Source organism: Ruegeria sp. YTSC002 (assembly GCF_059609845.1).
Genome location: NZ_JBXWML010000001.1, coordinates 80168 through 96234, shown reverse-complemented (window position 1 = coordinate 96234; position 16067 = coordinate 80168). Strand labels below are relative to the sequence as shown.

At 59.2% G+C, this 16067-nt stretch carries 18 protein-coding genes; 7 read left to right on the top strand and 11 right to left on the bottom strand.

Annotated elements, in window-relative coordinates; all coding sequences use genetic code 11:
- Positions 1–127: 127 nt before the first annotated feature.
- From rplQ to rplO, 7 genes are all read right to left on the bottom strand, one after another.
- Positions 128–550 (bottom strand): 50S ribosomal protein L17, encoded by a 423-nt coding sequence (rplQ, locus tag AC2FFD_RS00485; RefSeq protein WP_170476977.1) that lies wholly within the window; start codon positions 548–550, stop codon positions 128–130.
- A 118-nt stretch (positions 551–668) separates the two neighbouring features.
- On the bottom strand, positions 669–1685 hold the full coding sequence (locus AC2FFD_RS00480; protein ID WP_117870179.1) for a DNA-directed RNA polymerase subunit alpha: 1017 nt from the start codon (positions 1683–1685) through the stop codon (positions 669–671).
- 114 nt (positions 1686–1799) lie between these two features.
- On the bottom strand, positions 1800–2189 hold the full coding sequence (gene rpsK / locus AC2FFD_RS00475) for a 30S ribosomal protein S11 (protein ID WP_093965380.1): 390 nt from the start codon (positions 2187–2189) through the stop codon (positions 1800–1802).
- Positions 2190–2204: 15 nt separating this feature from the next.
- Positions 2205–2573, bottom strand: coding sequence for a 30S ribosomal protein S13 (rpsM, locus tag AC2FFD_RS00470; RefSeq protein WP_170346440.1), 369 nt, complete (start codon positions 2571–2573; stop codon positions 2205–2207).
- A gap of 200 nt (positions 2574–2773) precedes the next feature.
- Positions 2774–3418: an adenylate kinase gene (locus AC2FFD_RS00465; RefSeq protein WP_170346439.1), complete on the bottom strand. Its 645-nt coding sequence runs from the start codon at positions 3416–3418 to the stop codon at positions 2774–2776.
- Positions 3415–4779 (bottom strand): preprotein translocase subunit SecY, encoded by a 1365-nt coding sequence (gene secY, locus AC2FFD_RS00460; RefSeq protein WP_170346438.1) that lies wholly within the window; start codon positions 4777–4779, stop codon positions 3415–3417. The genes AC2FFD_RS00465 and secY overlap by 4 nt, the downstream gene beginning before the upstream one ends.
- Positions 4780–4888: 109 nt before the next feature.
- Complete coding sequence (gene rplO, locus AC2FFD_RS00455) at positions 4889–5362, bottom strand: 50S ribosomal protein L15 (RefSeq protein WP_496871384.1); 474 nt, start codon at positions 5360–5362, stop codon at positions 4889–4891.
- 309 nt (positions 5363–5671) lie between these two features.
- Between rplO and AC2FFD_RS00450 the strand changes: the two genes are divergently transcribed.
- The 3 genes from AC2FFD_RS00450 to AC2FFD_RS00440 all read left to right on the top strand — a co-directional run bounded on the left by AC2FFD_RS00450 (position 5672) and on the right by AC2FFD_RS00440 (position 8083).
- Entirely contained in the window at positions 5672–6706 is a 1035-nt protein-coding gene (locus tag AC2FFD_RS00450; protein WP_425078898.1) for a fatty acid desaturase, read from the top strand.
- Positions 6707–7156: 450 nt separating this feature from the next.
- Positions 7157–7363, top strand: coding sequence for a cold-shock protein (locus AC2FFD_RS00445; protein WP_170346435.1), 207 nt, complete (start codon positions 7157–7159; stop codon positions 7361–7363).
- 165 nt (positions 7364–7528) lie between these two features.
- Positions 7529–8083, top strand: coding sequence for a L,D-transpeptidase (locus tag AC2FFD_RS00440; RefSeq protein WP_170346434.1), 555 nt, complete (start codon positions 7529–7531; stop codon positions 8081–8083).
- Positions 8084–8101: 18 nt separating this feature from the next.
- Here the strand turns inward: AC2FFD_RS00440 and AC2FFD_RS00435 are convergent, their stop codons facing one another.
- Positions 8102–8728 carry an arylesterase gene (locus AC2FFD_RS00435; RefSeq protein ID WP_496871381.1) on the bottom strand — a complete coding sequence of 209 codons (627 nt, stop codon included), beginning with the start codon at positions 8726–8728 and terminating at the stop codon, positions 8102–8104.
- A 66-nt stretch (positions 8729–8794) separates the two neighbouring features.
- Here AC2FFD_RS00435 and AC2FFD_RS00430 point away from each other — a divergent pair, with 66 nt between their 5' ends.
- A complete protein-coding gene (locus tag AC2FFD_RS00430) occupies positions 8795–9490 on the top strand; it encodes an ABC transporter ATP-binding protein (RefSeq protein WP_496871379.1) in 696 nt (231 codons plus the stop codon).
- Positions 9487–12015, top strand: coding sequence for an ABC transporter permease (locus tag AC2FFD_RS00425; protein ID WP_496871377.1), 2529 nt, complete (start codon positions 9487–9489; stop codon positions 12013–12015). The genes AC2FFD_RS00430 and AC2FFD_RS00425 overlap by 4 nt, the downstream gene beginning before the upstream one ends.
- A 2-nt stretch (positions 12016–12017) precedes the next feature.
- Here the strand turns inward: AC2FFD_RS00425 and AC2FFD_RS00420 are convergent, their stop codons facing one another.
- Complete coding sequence (locus tag AC2FFD_RS00420) at positions 12018–12464, bottom strand: RrF2 family transcriptional regulator (protein WP_170346430.1); 447 nt, start codon at positions 12462–12464, stop codon at positions 12018–12020.
- A 93-nt stretch (positions 12465–12557) separates the two neighbouring features.
- On the opposite strand from AC2FFD_RS00420, the gene AC2FFD_RS00415 reads away from it, so the two are divergent.
- On the top strand, positions 12558–13127 hold the full coding sequence (locus AC2FFD_RS00415; RefSeq protein WP_480683603.1) for a gamma-glutamylcyclotransferase family protein: 570 nt from the start codon (positions 12558–12560) through the stop codon (positions 13125–13127).
- Positions 13128–13180: 53 nt separating this feature from the next.
- Here AC2FFD_RS00415 and gltX read toward each other — a convergent pair whose 3' ends face one another.
- Together gltX and AC2FFD_RS00405 are read right to left on the bottom strand one after the other, a co-directional pair.
- Positions 13181–14506, bottom strand: a complete 1326-nt coding sequence (gltX, locus tag AC2FFD_RS00410) for a glutamate--tRNA ligase (RefSeq protein ID WP_496871375.1) — start codon at positions 14504–14506, stop codon at positions 13181–13183.
- A gap of 75 nt (positions 14507–14581) precedes the next feature.
- Entirely contained in the window at positions 14582–15016 is a 435-nt protein-coding gene (locus tag AC2FFD_RS00405; RefSeq protein WP_425078902.1) for a DUF1801 domain-containing protein, read from the bottom strand.
- A gap of 116 nt (positions 15017–15132) precedes the next feature.
- Between AC2FFD_RS00405 and AC2FFD_RS00400 the strand changes: the two genes are divergently transcribed.
- The gene (locus AC2FFD_RS00400) at positions 15133–16065 is read left to right on the top strand and encodes an MBL fold metallo-hydrolase (protein ID WP_496871373.1); all 933 of its coding nucleotides are present in this window, start codon (positions 15133–15135) and stop codon (positions 16063–16065) included.
- Positions 16066–16067: the final 2 nt, after the last annotated feature.

Below are 16067 nucleotides of genomic sequence, written 5' to 3'. Positions count from 1 at the left end.
GCTGACACAAAATCTGAATTGCAAGTCAGCGGTCGGGTATGCCCCGCAACATGCCCGGCATGCCATAACGAAAAAACCTCCGTCCGGTTTCCCGAACGGAGGTTCGATCGTGACCTTGGGTCAGATCTTACTCTTCGTCTGCTGCCTCTTCGGCGGCGACGCGGGCTTTGTCGGCCGCGCCTTTGGCGTCCAGATCGCGGTCAACGAATTCGATGATCGCCATCGGAGCCATGTCGCCATAGCGGAAGCCAGCTTTGAGGATGCGGACATAACCGCCCTGACGCTCGGCGTAGCGGGGGCCCAGAACTTCGAACAGCTTGGCGACGTCCTTGTCTTCTTTCAGCTGCGATGCGGCCTGACGGCGGGCGTGCAGATCGCCGCGCTTGCCCAGAGTGATCAGTTTTTCAACGATCGGGCGCAGTTCTTTTGCCTTGGGCAGAGTTGTTTTGATCTGCTCATGTTCAATGAGCGAGCCGGCCATGTTCGCAAACAGCGCCTTGCGGTGCTCATGAGTACGGTTCAGGCGGCGGTAACCACGTGCGTGACGCATTTTCTAGTTCCTTCTTTCGCGTTTTGCTTTGTCTGGCCGGCGATGCGTGTCACCGGCTCTCCTTGGGGCGGATATGCCCATTTTGTCCCCGGCAGCCCGGGCATTGGGGAAGACGCGCTTAGAACGCGTCTTCGAATTTCTTCGCCAGATCTTCGATGTTGTCCGGCGGCCAGTCCTCGACATCCATGCCCAGGTGCAGACCCATGCCGGACAGCACTTCCTTGATCTCGTTCAGCGACTTGCGGCCGAAGTTCGGGGTGCGCAGCATCTCGGCTTCGGTCTTCTGGATCAGGTCGCCGATGTAAACGATGTTGTCGTTCTTCAGGCAGTTTGCCGAACGGACCGACAGTTCCAGCTCGTCCACCTTCTTCAGCAGCAGCGGGTTGAACTCCAGACCATCGTCCTCGTCCTGACGACTTGCCGATTCCGGCTCGTCGAAATTGACGAAGATCGACAGCTGATCCTGAAGGATACGAGCGGCAAAGGCCAGCGCGTCTTCCGGCGTGATCGAACCGTCAGTTTCGATCTTCAGGGTCAGTTTGTCATAGTCCAGAACCTGACCTTCACGGGTCGGCTGAACGTCATAGGCGACCTTTTTGACCGGCGAATAGATCGCGTCGATCGGGATCAGGCCGATGGGTGCGTCTTCGGGCTTGTTCTTCTCGGCCGAGACATAGCCCTTGCCGGTGTTGACGGTCAGTTCCATGAACAGGTCTGCGCCATCGTCCAGGTGGCAGATGACGTGATCACGGTTCAGAACCTCGATACCGGCGCTTTCGCTGATGTCGCCAGCGGTGACGACTGCGGGGCCTTTGGCATTGATCGACAGGCGCTTGGGGCCTTCGACCTCCATGCGCAGGGCAACCTGCTTGAGGTTCAGGATGATGTCGGTGACGTCTTCACGAACGCCTGCCACGCTCGAAAACTCGTGCAGGACGTTGTCGATCTGGACGCTGGTGATGGCCGCACCTTGCAGCGAGCTCATCAGAACGCGACGCAGGGCGTTGCCCAGGGTCAGACCAAAGCCACGCTCCAGCGGTTCGGCAACCAGGGTGGCCTGACGTGCAGGATCATTGCCCGGCTTGGCTTCCAGCTGGGTCGGCTTGATCAATTCGGCCCAATTCTTGTGGATCATGTAATCCCTCCATTCCTGTCCGCGCCCCATGACCAACAAGGTGCAGACGCCCGAGGTTCAAAATGACGTGCTGGGGCCGTGCAGAAACACAGCCCCAGCTCAATTCAAAATCGCTTAGACGCGACGACGCTTCGGCGGGCGGCAGCCGTTGTGGGCAATCGGCGTCACGTCGCGGATAGACGTGATGTTGAAGCCCACGGCAGCCAGCGCGCGCAGTGCCGATTCACGGCCCGAACCGGGGCCCTGAACTTCGACTTCCAGCGTCTTGACGCCATGTTCCTGCGCCTTCTTGCCTGCGTCTTCGGCAGCCATCTGAGCGGCGTAGGGTGTCGATTTACGCGACCCTTTGAAACCCATGGTCCCGGCAGAGGACCATGCAATGGCGTTGCCCTGCACGTCCGAAATCAGGATCTTGGTGTTGTTGAAGGTCGAATTCACATGGGCAACGCCCGATGCGATGTTCTTGCGCTCTTTGCGCTTAACGCGAGTCTTGTCACGTGCCATCGGTCAGACCCTCCCTTATTTCTTCTTACCAGCGATGGCCTTTGCGGGGCCTTTGCGGGTACGAGCGTTGGTGTGGGTACGCTGACCGCGAACCGGCAGGTTGCGGCGATGGCGCAGACCGCGATAGCAGCCCAGATCCATCAGGCGCTTGACGTTCATCTGAACTTCACGACGCAGGTCACCTTCTACGGTGAAGTTTGCATCGATGTGTTCGCGGATGGCCAGAACTTCGGCGTCGGACAGTTCGTTGACACGACGCGATGCGTCAATGCCTACGGCTTCGCAAATTGCGTTGGCCGAAGTGTTTCCGATACCGGTGATATATGTGAGGGCGATAGGTACCCGCTTTGCAGTCGGGATGTTTACGCCGGCAATACGTGCCACGTGTCACTTTCCTTTTTGTTGCGGTTCCGTAACTCCGGAACCTTTTTTCACAACACCTGACCGTGGCAGTGACGCCAGAGGGTCCAGTATTATTCGAGGTGGTCGGGGCGCAAGCGACGAATCCCTCACGCGATCTTGATTCCCTTTAGGGATGGGGGTCGATATGGGCTTTTGGCGGTGCCGTCAAGCCCATATTGAACTCAGCCGAGAATGGCTTCGATCGACGCCGTGACTTCCTTGATGTCCGCCAGCCCGTTCACCGGGCGCAGATCACCCTTGGCGTAGTAATAGCCAATCAGCGGCGACGTCTTCTTGTAGTATTCCATCAGACGCGTGCGCAGGCTTTCCTCGTTGTCGTCAGCGCGACGCACGAAGTCGTTTTCCTTGCCGCAATTGGTGCACTTTCCATCAGCCGGGATCGGCTTGGTCTTGTCGTTGTAGACCTCACCACATCCGCCGCAGGTTGACCGCGCGGTAATCCGTTCCACCAGCGCATCATCATCCACACGCATCTCGATCACGGTGTGTAGAGACTGACCCAGCTTGGTCAGCAGAGCCGACAGCGCGTCGGCCTGTGCCAGCGTGCGGGGGAAGCCGTCAAAGATGAAACCGGCGCCCTTTTCGGTGGTCAGTTTCTCTTCGATCAGGCCGATCACGATCTCATCGGTGACAAGCTTGCCCGCGTCCATGATCGCTGCAACCTTCTTGCCCATCTCTGTGCCGCTGGTCCGCGCCTCGCGCAGCATGTCACCCGTGCTCAGCTGGATCATACCGCGGGTTTCAACCAGGTGACGCGCCTGCGTTCCCTTGCCTGCCCCCGGGGGGCCCAGAAGAATGATGTTCATCGACGAGCAGCTCCCTTTCTGCCGCGTTTCTTGCCTTTGCCCCGCAGTTGGGACTTTTCGATCAGCCCTTCATATTGATGCGCCAGCAAATGGCTCTGAACCTGCTGGATCGTGTCCATGGTCACAGAGACGATAATCAGAACCGAGGTGCCGCCGAAATAGAACGGAATGGCAAACTGGCCCCGCAGAATTTCGGGCAGCAGGCAGACCGCTGCCAGATAGCCCGAACCCAGTACCAGCACGCGGTTGACCACGTATTCCAGATACTCGGCGGTTTTCTTGCCGGGGCGGATGCCGGGCACGAAACCGTTCTGCTTTTTCAGGTTGTCCGCCACATCGTCCGGTTTGAACGACACGTTGAACGTATAGAAATACGCAAAGAACACGATCATCGAGGCAAAGAACAGCAGGTAAAGCGGCTGTCCGGGGCCGAAATTGGCCAGCAGCCAAGACATGACCGGCCCGTTCGCGGCACCTGACGAGAAGGTCGAGATCGTGACCGGCAGCAGCAGCAGCGAGCTGGCGAAGATCGCCGGAATGACACCTGCGGGGTTGACCTTGACCGGCAGGTGGCTTGAGCCGCCTTCGTAGATTTTCATACCGGCCTGACGGCGCGGATACTGAATGTGGATCTTGCGCAATGCACGTTCCATGAACACCACGAAAGTGATGACCGCGATCACCATGACGATCACGCCAACGATGACGGCAGGGCTTATTGCACCGCTGCGGCCGCTTGCAAAGAACTGCGCCAGAGCAGCCGGAACCTCGGCAATGATGCCGACAAAGATGATCAGAGAGATGCCGTTGCCGATACCGCGCGCGGTGATCTGCTCACCCAGCCACATCAGGAACATGGTGCCGCCAACCAGCGTTATCATGGTCGACATCCGGAAATAGAGACCCGGATCGGTCGCCAGATCGCCCGACTCCAGCGAAACGGCCAGGCCATAAGCCTGAACGGTGGCCAGAGCCACGGTGCCGAACCGGGTGTACTGGTTGATCTTCTTGCGCCCTTGCTCGCCCTCTTTCTTGAGTTGCTCGAGCGCGGGAACCATCGATGTCAGCAGCTGAACGATGATCGAGGCCGAGATGTAGGGCATGATGCCGAGGGCAAAGATACCCATCCGCCCCAGCGCCCCGCCGGTGAACATCGAAATCATGCCGCCGATGCCCTGCCCCGCCTGCTCCATGAATTCGCGCAAAGCTGCTCCGTCGATCCCCGGCACCGGAATGAATGTGCCCAGACGATAGACGATCAGCAAACCCAGCGTGAACAGGATGCGGTTGCGCAGATCGGTGGCCTTGCCCAAAGCAGCCCAGCTTGTGTTGGCTGCCATTTGTTCTGCTGCTGATACCATAAATCGGTCTCTCTTATGCAAACGCCGCCCGGAACCGTTTTCCGGCTCGGACGGCGTCTTGGAAAACTCTGAGGTCTATGTAAGCGGGTCTTTGCCCGCTCACAAGCGATTACTCTGCCGCAGCAGCTTTTGTGACCTTCAGTGAACCGCCCGCTTTCTCGACTGCCTCGACGGCAGATTTCGAAGCACCGGTCACTTCCAGGTTCACCTTGGCGCTGATTTCGCCTTTGGCCAGAACGCGGATACCGTCCAGCTTGCGGCGAACCAGACCGGACTCAACCAGAGCGTCTTCGGTGATCGCAGCCGAAGCGTCCAGCTTGCCCGCTTCGACGAATTTCTGGATCAGACCCAGGTTGACAACGGCGAATTCCTTGCGGTTCGGCTTGTTGAAGCCACGCTTGGGAAGACGCTGGTACAATGGCATCTGACCGCCTTCATAGCCATTGATGGCCACACCCGAACGGGATTTCTGGCCTTTGATACCTCGGCCACCCATTTTACCTTTGCCGGAACCCGGACCACGGCCAACGCGGGTGCGTTTCGGGTTGGCGCCGGGATTGTCGCGCAATTCGTTCAGTTTCATGTCGCTTCTCCTAAGCCGGATATGACCCCGAAGCGTGATGGGCCAAACACGGCATTTCTTGGTTTTGATTCTCGTGGCGGAAAGCCACCGCAGGCGTATAGGCCCGATAAACGCACTTGACAAGCCTGTAGATTGCCCTGCGCCCTGAAGTTCCGGCATGGGGACCCGAGCCAAGTGTTACGCAAAGGGCACCTCTGCCGGCCCTTGACCGAAAAGTGACCGTAAAATGCAGCGAGTTTTACAAAAACCGCTTGCTATGTCGGGGTGGTCGTCTATCCGGTGGCCTGCAAACACTTGACTGGCAGGCGTATGACTGAACCCTCTCCCTCACTCCGGGCAAAGCCGGAGACCACCGCCGCACGTGACTGGGTAACAACGCTTGCCAGATATCGCGAACCGGACCAAATGCGCAGCTCTTTTGAGCTGGGCGTAAGCATTATCCCCTTTTTCGCGCTGTGGGCTTTGTCCTGGATGTCACTGTCGGTCAGCTATTGGCTGGCCTTTGCGCTTTCCGTCCTCAATGCGGCCTTTCTGCTTCGCTTGTTTGCCATCCAGCATGATTGCGGGCACGGCGCGTTCTTCAAGAATCGGACCGTCAGTGACTGGATCGGGCGCGGCATCGGTGTTCTGACACTGACCCCATATGATGTCTGGCGCCGCACGCACTCCGCACATCACAACAGTTCAGGCAACCTGGACAAGCGGGGGATGGGCGATATCCATACCCTGACCGTGGCCGAATATCGGGCCAAAACACCACTGAACAGGTTCTGGTATCGCGTGTACCGGAACCCGATCACTTTGTTCGTACTTGGCCCTGGCTATCTGTTTTTGTTTCAAAACCGCCTTCCGCTGGGCCTGACAGACAGCGTCAGGTTCTGGGTCAGCGCGATGGCGACCAATCTTGCCATTCTGATTGCACTGGTGGCCATCTACTATTTTGGCGGGCTGATGCCGATGTTGCTGATCTTTCTGCCGTCGACACTGATTGCCGCAACGGCCGGAGTGTGGCTGTTTTATGTACAACACCAGTTCGAGAACACGCATTGGGACGCCGATGCAGACTGGCAACTGCATGAAGCGGCGCTGCACGGAAGTTCACACTATATCCTGCCCTCGGTGTTGCAGTGGTTCAGTGCCAATATCGGCATCCACCATGTACACCACCTCTACAGCCGCATTCCGTTCTACCGCCTGACCGAAGTGCTGCGCGATCATGAAGAACTGGCGAACAGCAACCGGATGACCATTCGGGAAAGTCTTGCCAATGCGCGGCTTCACCTGTGGGACGAGAAGAACCGTCGTCTGCTGTCCTTCGCCGAGGCCCGCGCACTTTACAAGTAACAGGCATGCCTGCCAGCTTGTTGCCTGAAATCGCAGCGTGTCCCTTGAGCCGACGACAGGGGCGTGTGGCGCGGGATTCTCTCCATCCATCGCGACCTGCATTGCTGCGAAAAGGGCGCGTGACCATCTGCCGACATGAACACCACTCTGCACGGTTTCTGTGATGACCAAATGCAGCCGTTCAACCTGTTCGTCGATTCTGGGCAAGGCTGCGGCACCTTGAAAGAATACGCGGCCCCCGGGCATGTAGGCACGGCGGAAATCGCTCATACCCATGTACAAATCCAACAAAATCTCTTGTCACACCCCCGCCCCGATGCCATATGAAAAGAGCTTACGTTTATCTATTCGACCTACTGTCTCCTTCATCGGCAGTCAGTCTATCGATACAGACCGACGACGCCAGGCTGCCGCAACTCCGTGGGCAGCACTCAAACAGGAGACACGGATATGCCTACAGGCACCGTAAAATGGTTTAACACCACCAAAGGCTTCGGCTTCATCGCACCGGAAGAGGGCGGCAAAGATGTATTCGTGCACATCTCGGCTGTCGAGCGTTCGGGCCTGACCGGTCTGGCCGACAACCAGAAAGTCACGTACGAGCTGCGTGCCGGCCGTGACGGCCGCGAAAGCGCCGACAGCATCCAGCTGGCCTGAGCTTGAGATCGGGTGAGGGGATCCCCCCTCGCCCCTTTCCCGCCGCGACCTTCCGGTGGCAGGCAGGACACATCACGTCCACGTGATGTCTGCCCTAGAATTGACCAATTATCATATCATGATGAAATTGGTTTCAGTTTCATTGGTCATTCGACGAGGGTTTCGATGTTTACACGCCGTATTTTTCTGGCCGGAACGGCGGCCAGCATGTTGCCGGGCATCGCCAGCGCCAAAAAGGCGGTCGAGTATGATCCGACACCGCAATTCGTGCGCATCAAAAAACAGTTTGTACCAGGTCAGCTGCTGGTCGCGCCCCGGTCGTTCTATCTCTATTTCGTCACTGAACCTCGCAAGGCGATCCGCTATGGCTGCGGTGTCGGCAAGGCGGGGCTGGAGTTTACCGGCACAGCCACCATCGATGTGAAAAAGGAATGGCCGACCTGGCGTCCGACCGATGAGATGATCGAACGTGATCCCGTCGCTTACGCAAAATTCAAGGACAATGACTATGTCCAACCCGGTGGCGGAGACAACCCGCTGGGCGCGCGGGCGCTGTATCTGTTCCAGAACGGTGTCGATACCTATTTCCGTATCCACGGCACGACACAGCCGCAAACCATCGGTCGCGCAGTGTCCAACGGTTGCATACGAATGCTGAACGAGCATGTGATCGATTTGTACAACCGGGTGCCGATCGGAACTGTCGTTACAGTCGTCTGAGTGCGCATGGATGGGCGCCTATTCCGCTCGATCTGCCTGATCAACCAGCTTCAGAACGGACGGCCCCAGTGATTCAACGATCTTTGCCACCCCGTCCGCGTTTGGATGTATTCCGTCAGGCTGCATGAACTGCGATACCGCACCGGGGTCGTCCTCGGCCGCAAGCCCTTCAAAGAAACTGGCGGCGAAGTGGACATCGAACTCCTGTGCCAGGTCAGGGTACATCCCGTCAAAAGCTTGCTTGTAATCGGCCCCATAGTTGCCCGGCGCCTGCATGCCGATCAGCAGAACCGGTACATTCGCGCCCCGCGCCACGTCCAGGATCTTGCGCAGATTGGCCTTTGAGACGGCCGGATCGATCCCCCGCAACAGATCGTTCCCACCCAAGGCCACGATCATCCCGTCCACATCCGGGGTCAGGGTCCAATCCACGCGCGCGGCCCCGCCCGCCGTGGTATCGCCCGAAACCCCGGCGTTGATTACCCTGACATCCGCCCCCTGCGCGTGCAGCCAACGGTCAAGCTGCGGAACAAACCCGTTCTCCTCCACCAGCCCATAGCCCTGAGTCAGCGAGTCTCCCAAAGCCGCAATCACCACTTGTTCGGCTGTGGCCGCAAAACCGCACCACGTGAAAAGGCCTGCCATCAAAGCCTTGCGCAACGTAGTGATCGCTCCATATCCCAAAAGACCGCTCCTTTTTCGGGTAGACCCATGACGACTGCTGTTCTCGCCCTCCAAAATGCCGCTTTGTCACTGGATGGCAATGCCGGGCGGGTCAATATTCTGCATGACATTACGTTGACCGTGAACAAGGGCGAGACGCTGGGGCTTATCGGGCCTTCGGGCTCGGGCAAGTCTTCGCTGCTGATGTTGATGGGCGGGTTGGAACAGGCCACGCGTGGTCAAATCGTGGCGCTGGGTCAGGACCTGACCGACATGGATGAGGACGCACTGGCCCGGTTTCGGCGCGACAGTATGGGGGTGGTGTTTCAGAACTTCCACCTGATCCCAACAATGACGGCGCTTGAAAACGTGGCGACCCCACTGGAACTGGCGGGGCACAAGGATGCGTTCGACCGGGCCGAGCAAGAGCTGGACGCCGTGGGCCTGTCGCACCGTCGCGACCATTACCCGGCGCAACTGTCGGGCGGAGAACAACAACGTGTTGCCCTGGCACGAGCATCTGCGCCACGTCCCAAAATCCTGTTGGCTGATGAACCGACCGGGAACCTGGACGAAACCAACGGGGCCGCAATTGTTGATCTGCTGTTTGGTCTGCGTCGGAAATACGACGCAACCCTGGTTTTGGTGACACACAGCCATTCATTGGCCGAAAGATGTGATCGGGTCGTTCGGTTGCGTGACGGCAGGATCGCCGAAGAGACCCGGCAGGAGGCCGCTGAATGAGCCTGCGGATGGCCGGGCGGCTCGCCCGCCGCGAGCTACGCGGAGGCCTGAGTGGTTTTCGGATCTTTCTGGCCTGTTTGGCGTTGGGGGTCGCGGCCATCGCGGCCGTCGGTTCGGTCCGTACAGCCATCCAGACGGGACTGGCTCAGGAAGGAGCCTCGCTGCTGGGGGGCGATGCCGAGCTTGAGTTCACCTATCGATTTGCCGACACGGCCGAACGCGCGTGGATGCAACAGACGTCCGCGGGCGTTTCCGAGATTGTCGATTTCCGCTCGATGGCCGTCGTGCCCGGCGCGACAGGTCCGGAACGAGCGCTGACTCAGGTCAAGTCGGTCGACGCCGCGTACCCACTTGTCGGCTCGGTACGGCTGGAACCCGAGATCCCGCTGGAAGACGCCCTGAACGGCAGTTCCGGCTTGCCCGGGGCGGTGATGGAACCTGTGCTGATGGACCGGCTTGGGGTGTCCGTCGGTGATCGGTTTTCACTTGGGACGCAAGAGTTCATCCTGACGGCTGCCTTGCTGGACGAGCCCGACAGTGCGGCGGATGGGTTTGGCCTTGGGCCGCGCACTCTGGTACGAACCGAGGCGTTGCAGGCGTCCGGTCTGCTGGAACCCGGAACGCTGTTTTCGACCAAGTACAGGATGATCCTGCCCCGGAACGCAGATCTCTCGGATGTATCCGCAAAAGCTGATGCAGCATTCGAAGGCACCGGGATGCGTTGGACGGACGCGCGCAACGGTGCCCCCGGGATATCCGAGTTCGTCAATCGCCTGAGTGCCTTTCTTGTCCTTGTCGGGCTGTCGGGGCTTGCTGTCGGCGGCATCGGCGTGTCTGCCGCCGTGCGTGCTTATCTGACGCAGAAGACGGAAACCGTTGCGACGCTGCGCACCTTGGGGGCCGATCGCGCCACCATTTTTCAAACCTACATGATTCAAATTGGCGTTCTGTCCGTCTTCGGGATCGTGATTGGCCTGACGCTGGGTGGGTTGGCGCCGCTTGTTCTGGCCCCGCTGCTGGAAAGCCAATTGCCGGTTCCCGCAGTGTTTTCCCTGTATCGACAGCCGCTGATCGAGGCCGCAATTTACGGTCTGCTCACAGCGTTCCTGTTCACCCTCTGGCCTCTGGCCCGCACCGAGGATGTGCGCGCCGCGACGTTGTTTCGCGACGCGTTAAGCTCGGCCCGCCCCTTTCCGCGTCTGATTTACGTCGTGGCAACGGGTGTAGGGCTGTTGTTGCTGATCGCCCTGGCGTCATGGTTCAGCGGCTCGACGCGGCTTACTGTCTGGACCGGTGGCGGGCTTGTCGGTGCACTGGCGCTGTTGGCCCTCGCCGCTTATGCCATTCGCAAACTGGCCCGGGCTGGGGCTTCGTTGGCCCGCGGGCGGCCCACCGTCAGATGGGCGTTGTCGGCCATCTCGGACCCACGCGAGGGCGCAGGGTCTGTGGTTCTGTCACTGGGGCTGGGCCTGTCGGTGCTGGCAGCGGTCGGGCAGATCGACGGCACCCTGCGCAACGCCATTTCGGGCAACCTGCCGGATGTGGCGCCGTCGTACTTCTTTGTAGACATCCAGAAAGAACAAATGCCCGGCTTCACCGAGCGCCTGCAAAGCGACCCCGCAGTCAGCCGCATTGAAAGCGCGCCGATGTTGCGCGGGATCATCACGCAGATCAACGGCCGGCCCGCTCGGGACGTGGCCGGAGATCACTGGGTTCTGGAAGGGGATCGCGGCGTGACCTATTCGGTTCAACCTCCGCCGAACACACGCCTGACCGCAGGGGAATGGTGGGCCGAAGATTACGCAGGTGCGCCTCAGGTCAGTTTCGCCGCGGAAGAAGCCGAAGAGATGGGCCTGAACCTGGGCGACCAACTGACCGTCAATATCCTGGGGCGTGACATCACGGCAGAACTGACATCCCTGCGCGAGGTGGATTTCTCTACCGCGGGAATGGGCTTTGTCATGTCGATGAACCCCTCTGCGCTGGCGGGTGCGCCGCACAGCTTTATCGCGACGGTCTATGCCGACGAACAGGCCGAGGCAGCCATCCTGCGGGATCTTGCCGGCCAGTTCCCCAATATCACGGCCATCCGGGTGCGCGACGCCATTGATCGCGTCTCGGGCCTGCTGGCAGGCATCGCCGCAGCAACCTCGTATGGCGCGGGAGTATCCCTGCTGACCGGATTTCTGGTGCTGATCGGTGCAGCGGCGGCGGGCGAACCTGCCCGCAGGTACGAAGCAGCAATCCTCAGGACACTGGGTGCAGACCGCAGCCATATCCTGCGCAGCTTTGGCCTGCGATCTGTTCTGCTTGGGGCCGCCGCGGGTTGCGTCGCTCTGTTCGTTGGTATCCTGGGCGGCTGGGCCGTTGCCACCTACATCTTCGACACAGAGTTCACGGTCATCTGGTCATCGGCCTTCGGCATCGTTCTGGCCGGGATAGGTGTCACGTTATGTGCTGGGCTGGTTTTTGCCCTGCGTCCACTTTCGGTGCGTCCGGCGCGCATATTGCGCGCAAGCGACTGAAATCAGCGCACGCAGGCCACAGGCTGCAAGAGCCTCAGCAGCGGATCATTGTCACATACCAGCGCATCCAGGGTAACATCGTCGAGGGACGCATAGAACACCTCTGCCGCGTCCTGAAGCGCAAGCCTCAGCCGGCAGGCATCCGTGAGCGGGCACGTGTTGTCAGCGTCGGCGAAACACTCGGCAATAGGCAAAGCCCCTTCAACATGCCGGAACACCGCACCGATGCGGATCTGATCCGCGGGGCGCGCCAGCGACATGCCACCGTTACGACCGCGCTGCGTGCTCAGATAGTTCAGCTGGCTCAACTGATTGATCACCTGCGCCAGATGGTTTTCGGAAATGTTGCACACTTCGGCGATTTCGGATTTCGTCACCAGCCTGTCCGGGTGAGCTGCGCAATACATCAACAGGCGCACAGCGATATTCGTCCGTTTGGTAATCCGCATGAGGGCCTCCCTAAAATCAAGATGCAACCTTATTGCATGTCCGGGAAAAAAGCGGTTTGACATACATCAATCGACCCAAAGGACACTTCTCGGATGGCCGACCCCTATTTCTTTGGCTATGGCAGCCTCGTGAACCTCGCGACGCATGATTTCCCCGATCCGCGCCCCGCGCGACTGAAAGGTTGGCGGCGGGCCTGGCGGCATACCGATCTGCGACCCGTGGCGTTTCTGACTGCCGTGCCCGCCCCCGAGTCAGAGATCGAAGGCATGATTGCGCATGTTCCAAAAAATGACTGGGCCGCGCTGGATGAACGGGAATGGGCGTATGACCGAATTCCTGCAACGCAGTCGGTTTCGCATCCCCTGACGCACGATGTCGAAATAGCTGTCTACGCCGTCCCTCAGGATCGGCACAGCGAGCCCAGCAATCACCATCCATTGCTGCTCAGCTATATCGACGTTGTCGTGCAGGGTTACTTGCGGGCATTCGGCGAGGACGGCGCGGATCGATTCTTTGAGACGACAACCGGATGGAATGCCCCGATCCTGAATGATCGCGCCGAACCGCGTTATCCACGCCACCAGCAACTCAAACCTGTCGAACGTGATTTTGTCGATGACCGCCTGACCAGTTTGTCGGTTCGATTTGTGCAACCAGCGTAAACAAAAAAGGGCCACGCCGATGACGTGGCCCAGAATTCTGGTGTGCCACCACGTTAGCCGCGCGCGCGGATCACCTGTAGCAACGGCATCAGCGCTGCCATTTCCGGGCCGCGCTCCTTGCCGGTCAGCGCTTTGCGCAGCGGCATGAACAGACCTTTGCCCTTGCGACCGGTTGCCTCTTTCACGGCTTTGGTCCAGGTGCTCCAGGTCTCACCGTCGAACGGACCTTCGGGCAGCAAAGCCATCGCCTGGGCAATGAATTCCTGATCTTCATCGGCGATCAGGGGATCTGCCCCGTCACGGCACAGTTCCCACCAGCCCTTGAGATCGGCCAGGGTGGTGATGTTTTCACGGGCCATGGCCCAGAAAAGTTCTGCCAATTCATCGGGAACACCGGCATCCGCAACGGCACCGGCCACATCGGACAGCGGCAGCGATTGCAAATACCTGGCGGTCAGCGGGAACAGGTCCTGTACATCGAACTTGGTCGGCGCGGCGCCAAACCGGTTCACATCGAATCCGTCGATCAGCTCGGCCATTTCCGAGCGCAGCTCAACCGGATCAGACGAGCCCAGACGCGCCATCAGGCTCAGCAACGCCATCGGTTGCACACCCTGTTCGCGAAGATCGCGCAAAGCCAGCGTGCCCAGCCGTTTCGACAATGCCTCGCCCTGCGGACCAGTCAGCAGAGAATGGTGGGCAAAACGCGGACAACGCCCGCCCAGCGCCTCGATGATCTGGATCTGCGTCGCCGTGTTGGTCACATGGTCCGAACCCCGTACGACATCAGTTACGCCCATTTCAGTATCATCCACAACCGACGCAATCGTATAGAGAACCTGACCATCGCCACGGATCAGAACCGGATCGGAAACCGAAGCCGCATCAATCGAGATGTCGCCAAGAATGCCGTCATTCCATTCGATACGTTCATGATCCAGCTTGAAGCGCCAGACGCCGTTGCCACGTTCGGCGCGCAAGGCTTCTTTTTCGGCCTCCGACAGGTTCAGCGCAGCGCGGTCATAGACCGGCGGCTTGCCCATGTTCAGTTGCTTCTTGCGTTTCAGATCCAGTTCGGTCGGCGTTTCGAATGCCTCGTACAAACGACCCATCGCGCGCAGCTTGTCGGCCGCTTCGGCATAGCGATCCAGACGGTCCGACTGACGCTCGACCCGGTCCCAATGCAAACCCAGCCATTCCAGGTCCTGCTTGATGGCATCGACATATTCTTCTTTCGACCGTTCGGGGTCGGTATCATCGATGCGCAGGATGAACGTACCTCCTGCCTTGCGGGCAATCAGATAGTTCATCAGGGCGGTGCGCAGGTTGCCCACATGGATGTAACCGGTGGGCGACGGGGCGAAACGGGTGGTTGTCATGGGTGTCTCCTGTTGGCGCGGCTCTTGTCACATGGGGGCGTTTTTGTCCAGCCGCCGCTTGATCCATCAGGTGATTCAGAATGGTTTCACCGGCCACACCCTGTCGAGGTCGTCCAATCCGGCGCGAATGAGTTCGCCCAAAACGCCCGTATCGATATCCGCCAGTTTGTTGACGTAAAGGCAGGACTTGCCCAGTTTGTGCTTTCCCAATCTGGCCATGAGATCCGCAAAATCTGCGTAACCCGGCATGATGTAAATCACCAAAGCTGATTTGCGCGGCGAAAAACCGGTTGCCAGAAAGTCCCCTTCCCGACCCGATTTATAGCGATAGTGGTAGCGGCCATACCCGACGATCGACGGCCCCCACATCAGCGGTTCAAACCCGGTGGTGGCGCGGAACAGCTTGTCAAGCTGGTGCGCGTCTTCGGCACGGCGCGCAGGTTGAACCGTTGTCAGGAAATGCTCGACGCTTTGATCCGTCGGAACTGTCTTGTTGTCTGATCGCGCCATGAACAAAAATTAACACGTAATATTCATCCATGCACCCCATCTGAATGGCGTATAAACTGGCAAGAGACTCTCGACGCCCTAACTGCAACAATGAAGTCGTGACAGGGAGAACGAAGATGACAATGAAACTCACGCGCCGCGCCGCTTTGAGAACTGCCGCCGCCTTGCCGTTTGCAACCGCAGCCGCACCGGTTCTGGCCGCAAGCCCGGAAACCAAAGCAAACTCGACCATCGCCAAGTCATTTCATGTTGGCGACTTCACGGTCACGACCCTGCTGGATGGCAGCTTTCCACGCGACGGAGCCAAAGAGATTTTTGGGGGCGGCGCGTCGGACGAAGAATTCGCCAAGGTTTCGGCTGAGAACTTCATTCCCGCAGACGTCGCACAGTTTTTCTTTACCCCCTCGCTGGTCAATACAGGCTCAGAGCTGGTTCTGTTTGATACCGGTCTGGGGCAAGGTGGCATACAGGCCGCGCTGGCAGATGCGGGTGTAACCCCGGATCAGATCGATGTGGTCGTGATAACGCATATGCACCCTGACCATATCGGTGGCATGACCACCGAAGGCGCGCCCACCTTCGCCAATGCGCGCTACGTGACGGCTTCTCCGGAATATGATTTCTGGGCTGCGCAGGACGCAGGCAATCGCGTAGGCGATCTGGTCGCTGAAAAAGTCACACCACTGGCCGAGAAAATGACCTTTGTCGAAGACGGGGGCGAGGTCGCCTCGGGCATTACCGCGGTTGCCGCTTATGGCCATACACCGGGCCACACGGTCTATCATCTGGAAAGCAACGGGCAACGTCTGGTGCTGACGGCGGATCTGGCCAACCATTATGTCTGGTCTTTCGCTCATCCCGAATGGGAAGTCCGGTTTGACATGGACAAGGCCGCAGCAACTGCCGCGCGCCGCAATGTCCTTGGCATGCTGGCTGCCGACAAAGTGCCCATGGTCGGCTATCACATGCCTTTCCCCGGTGCAGGCTATGTTGAGGCACGCGGAGAAGGCTTCCGCTTTGTCCCGGTCAGCTACCAGATGATGGGTTAGGC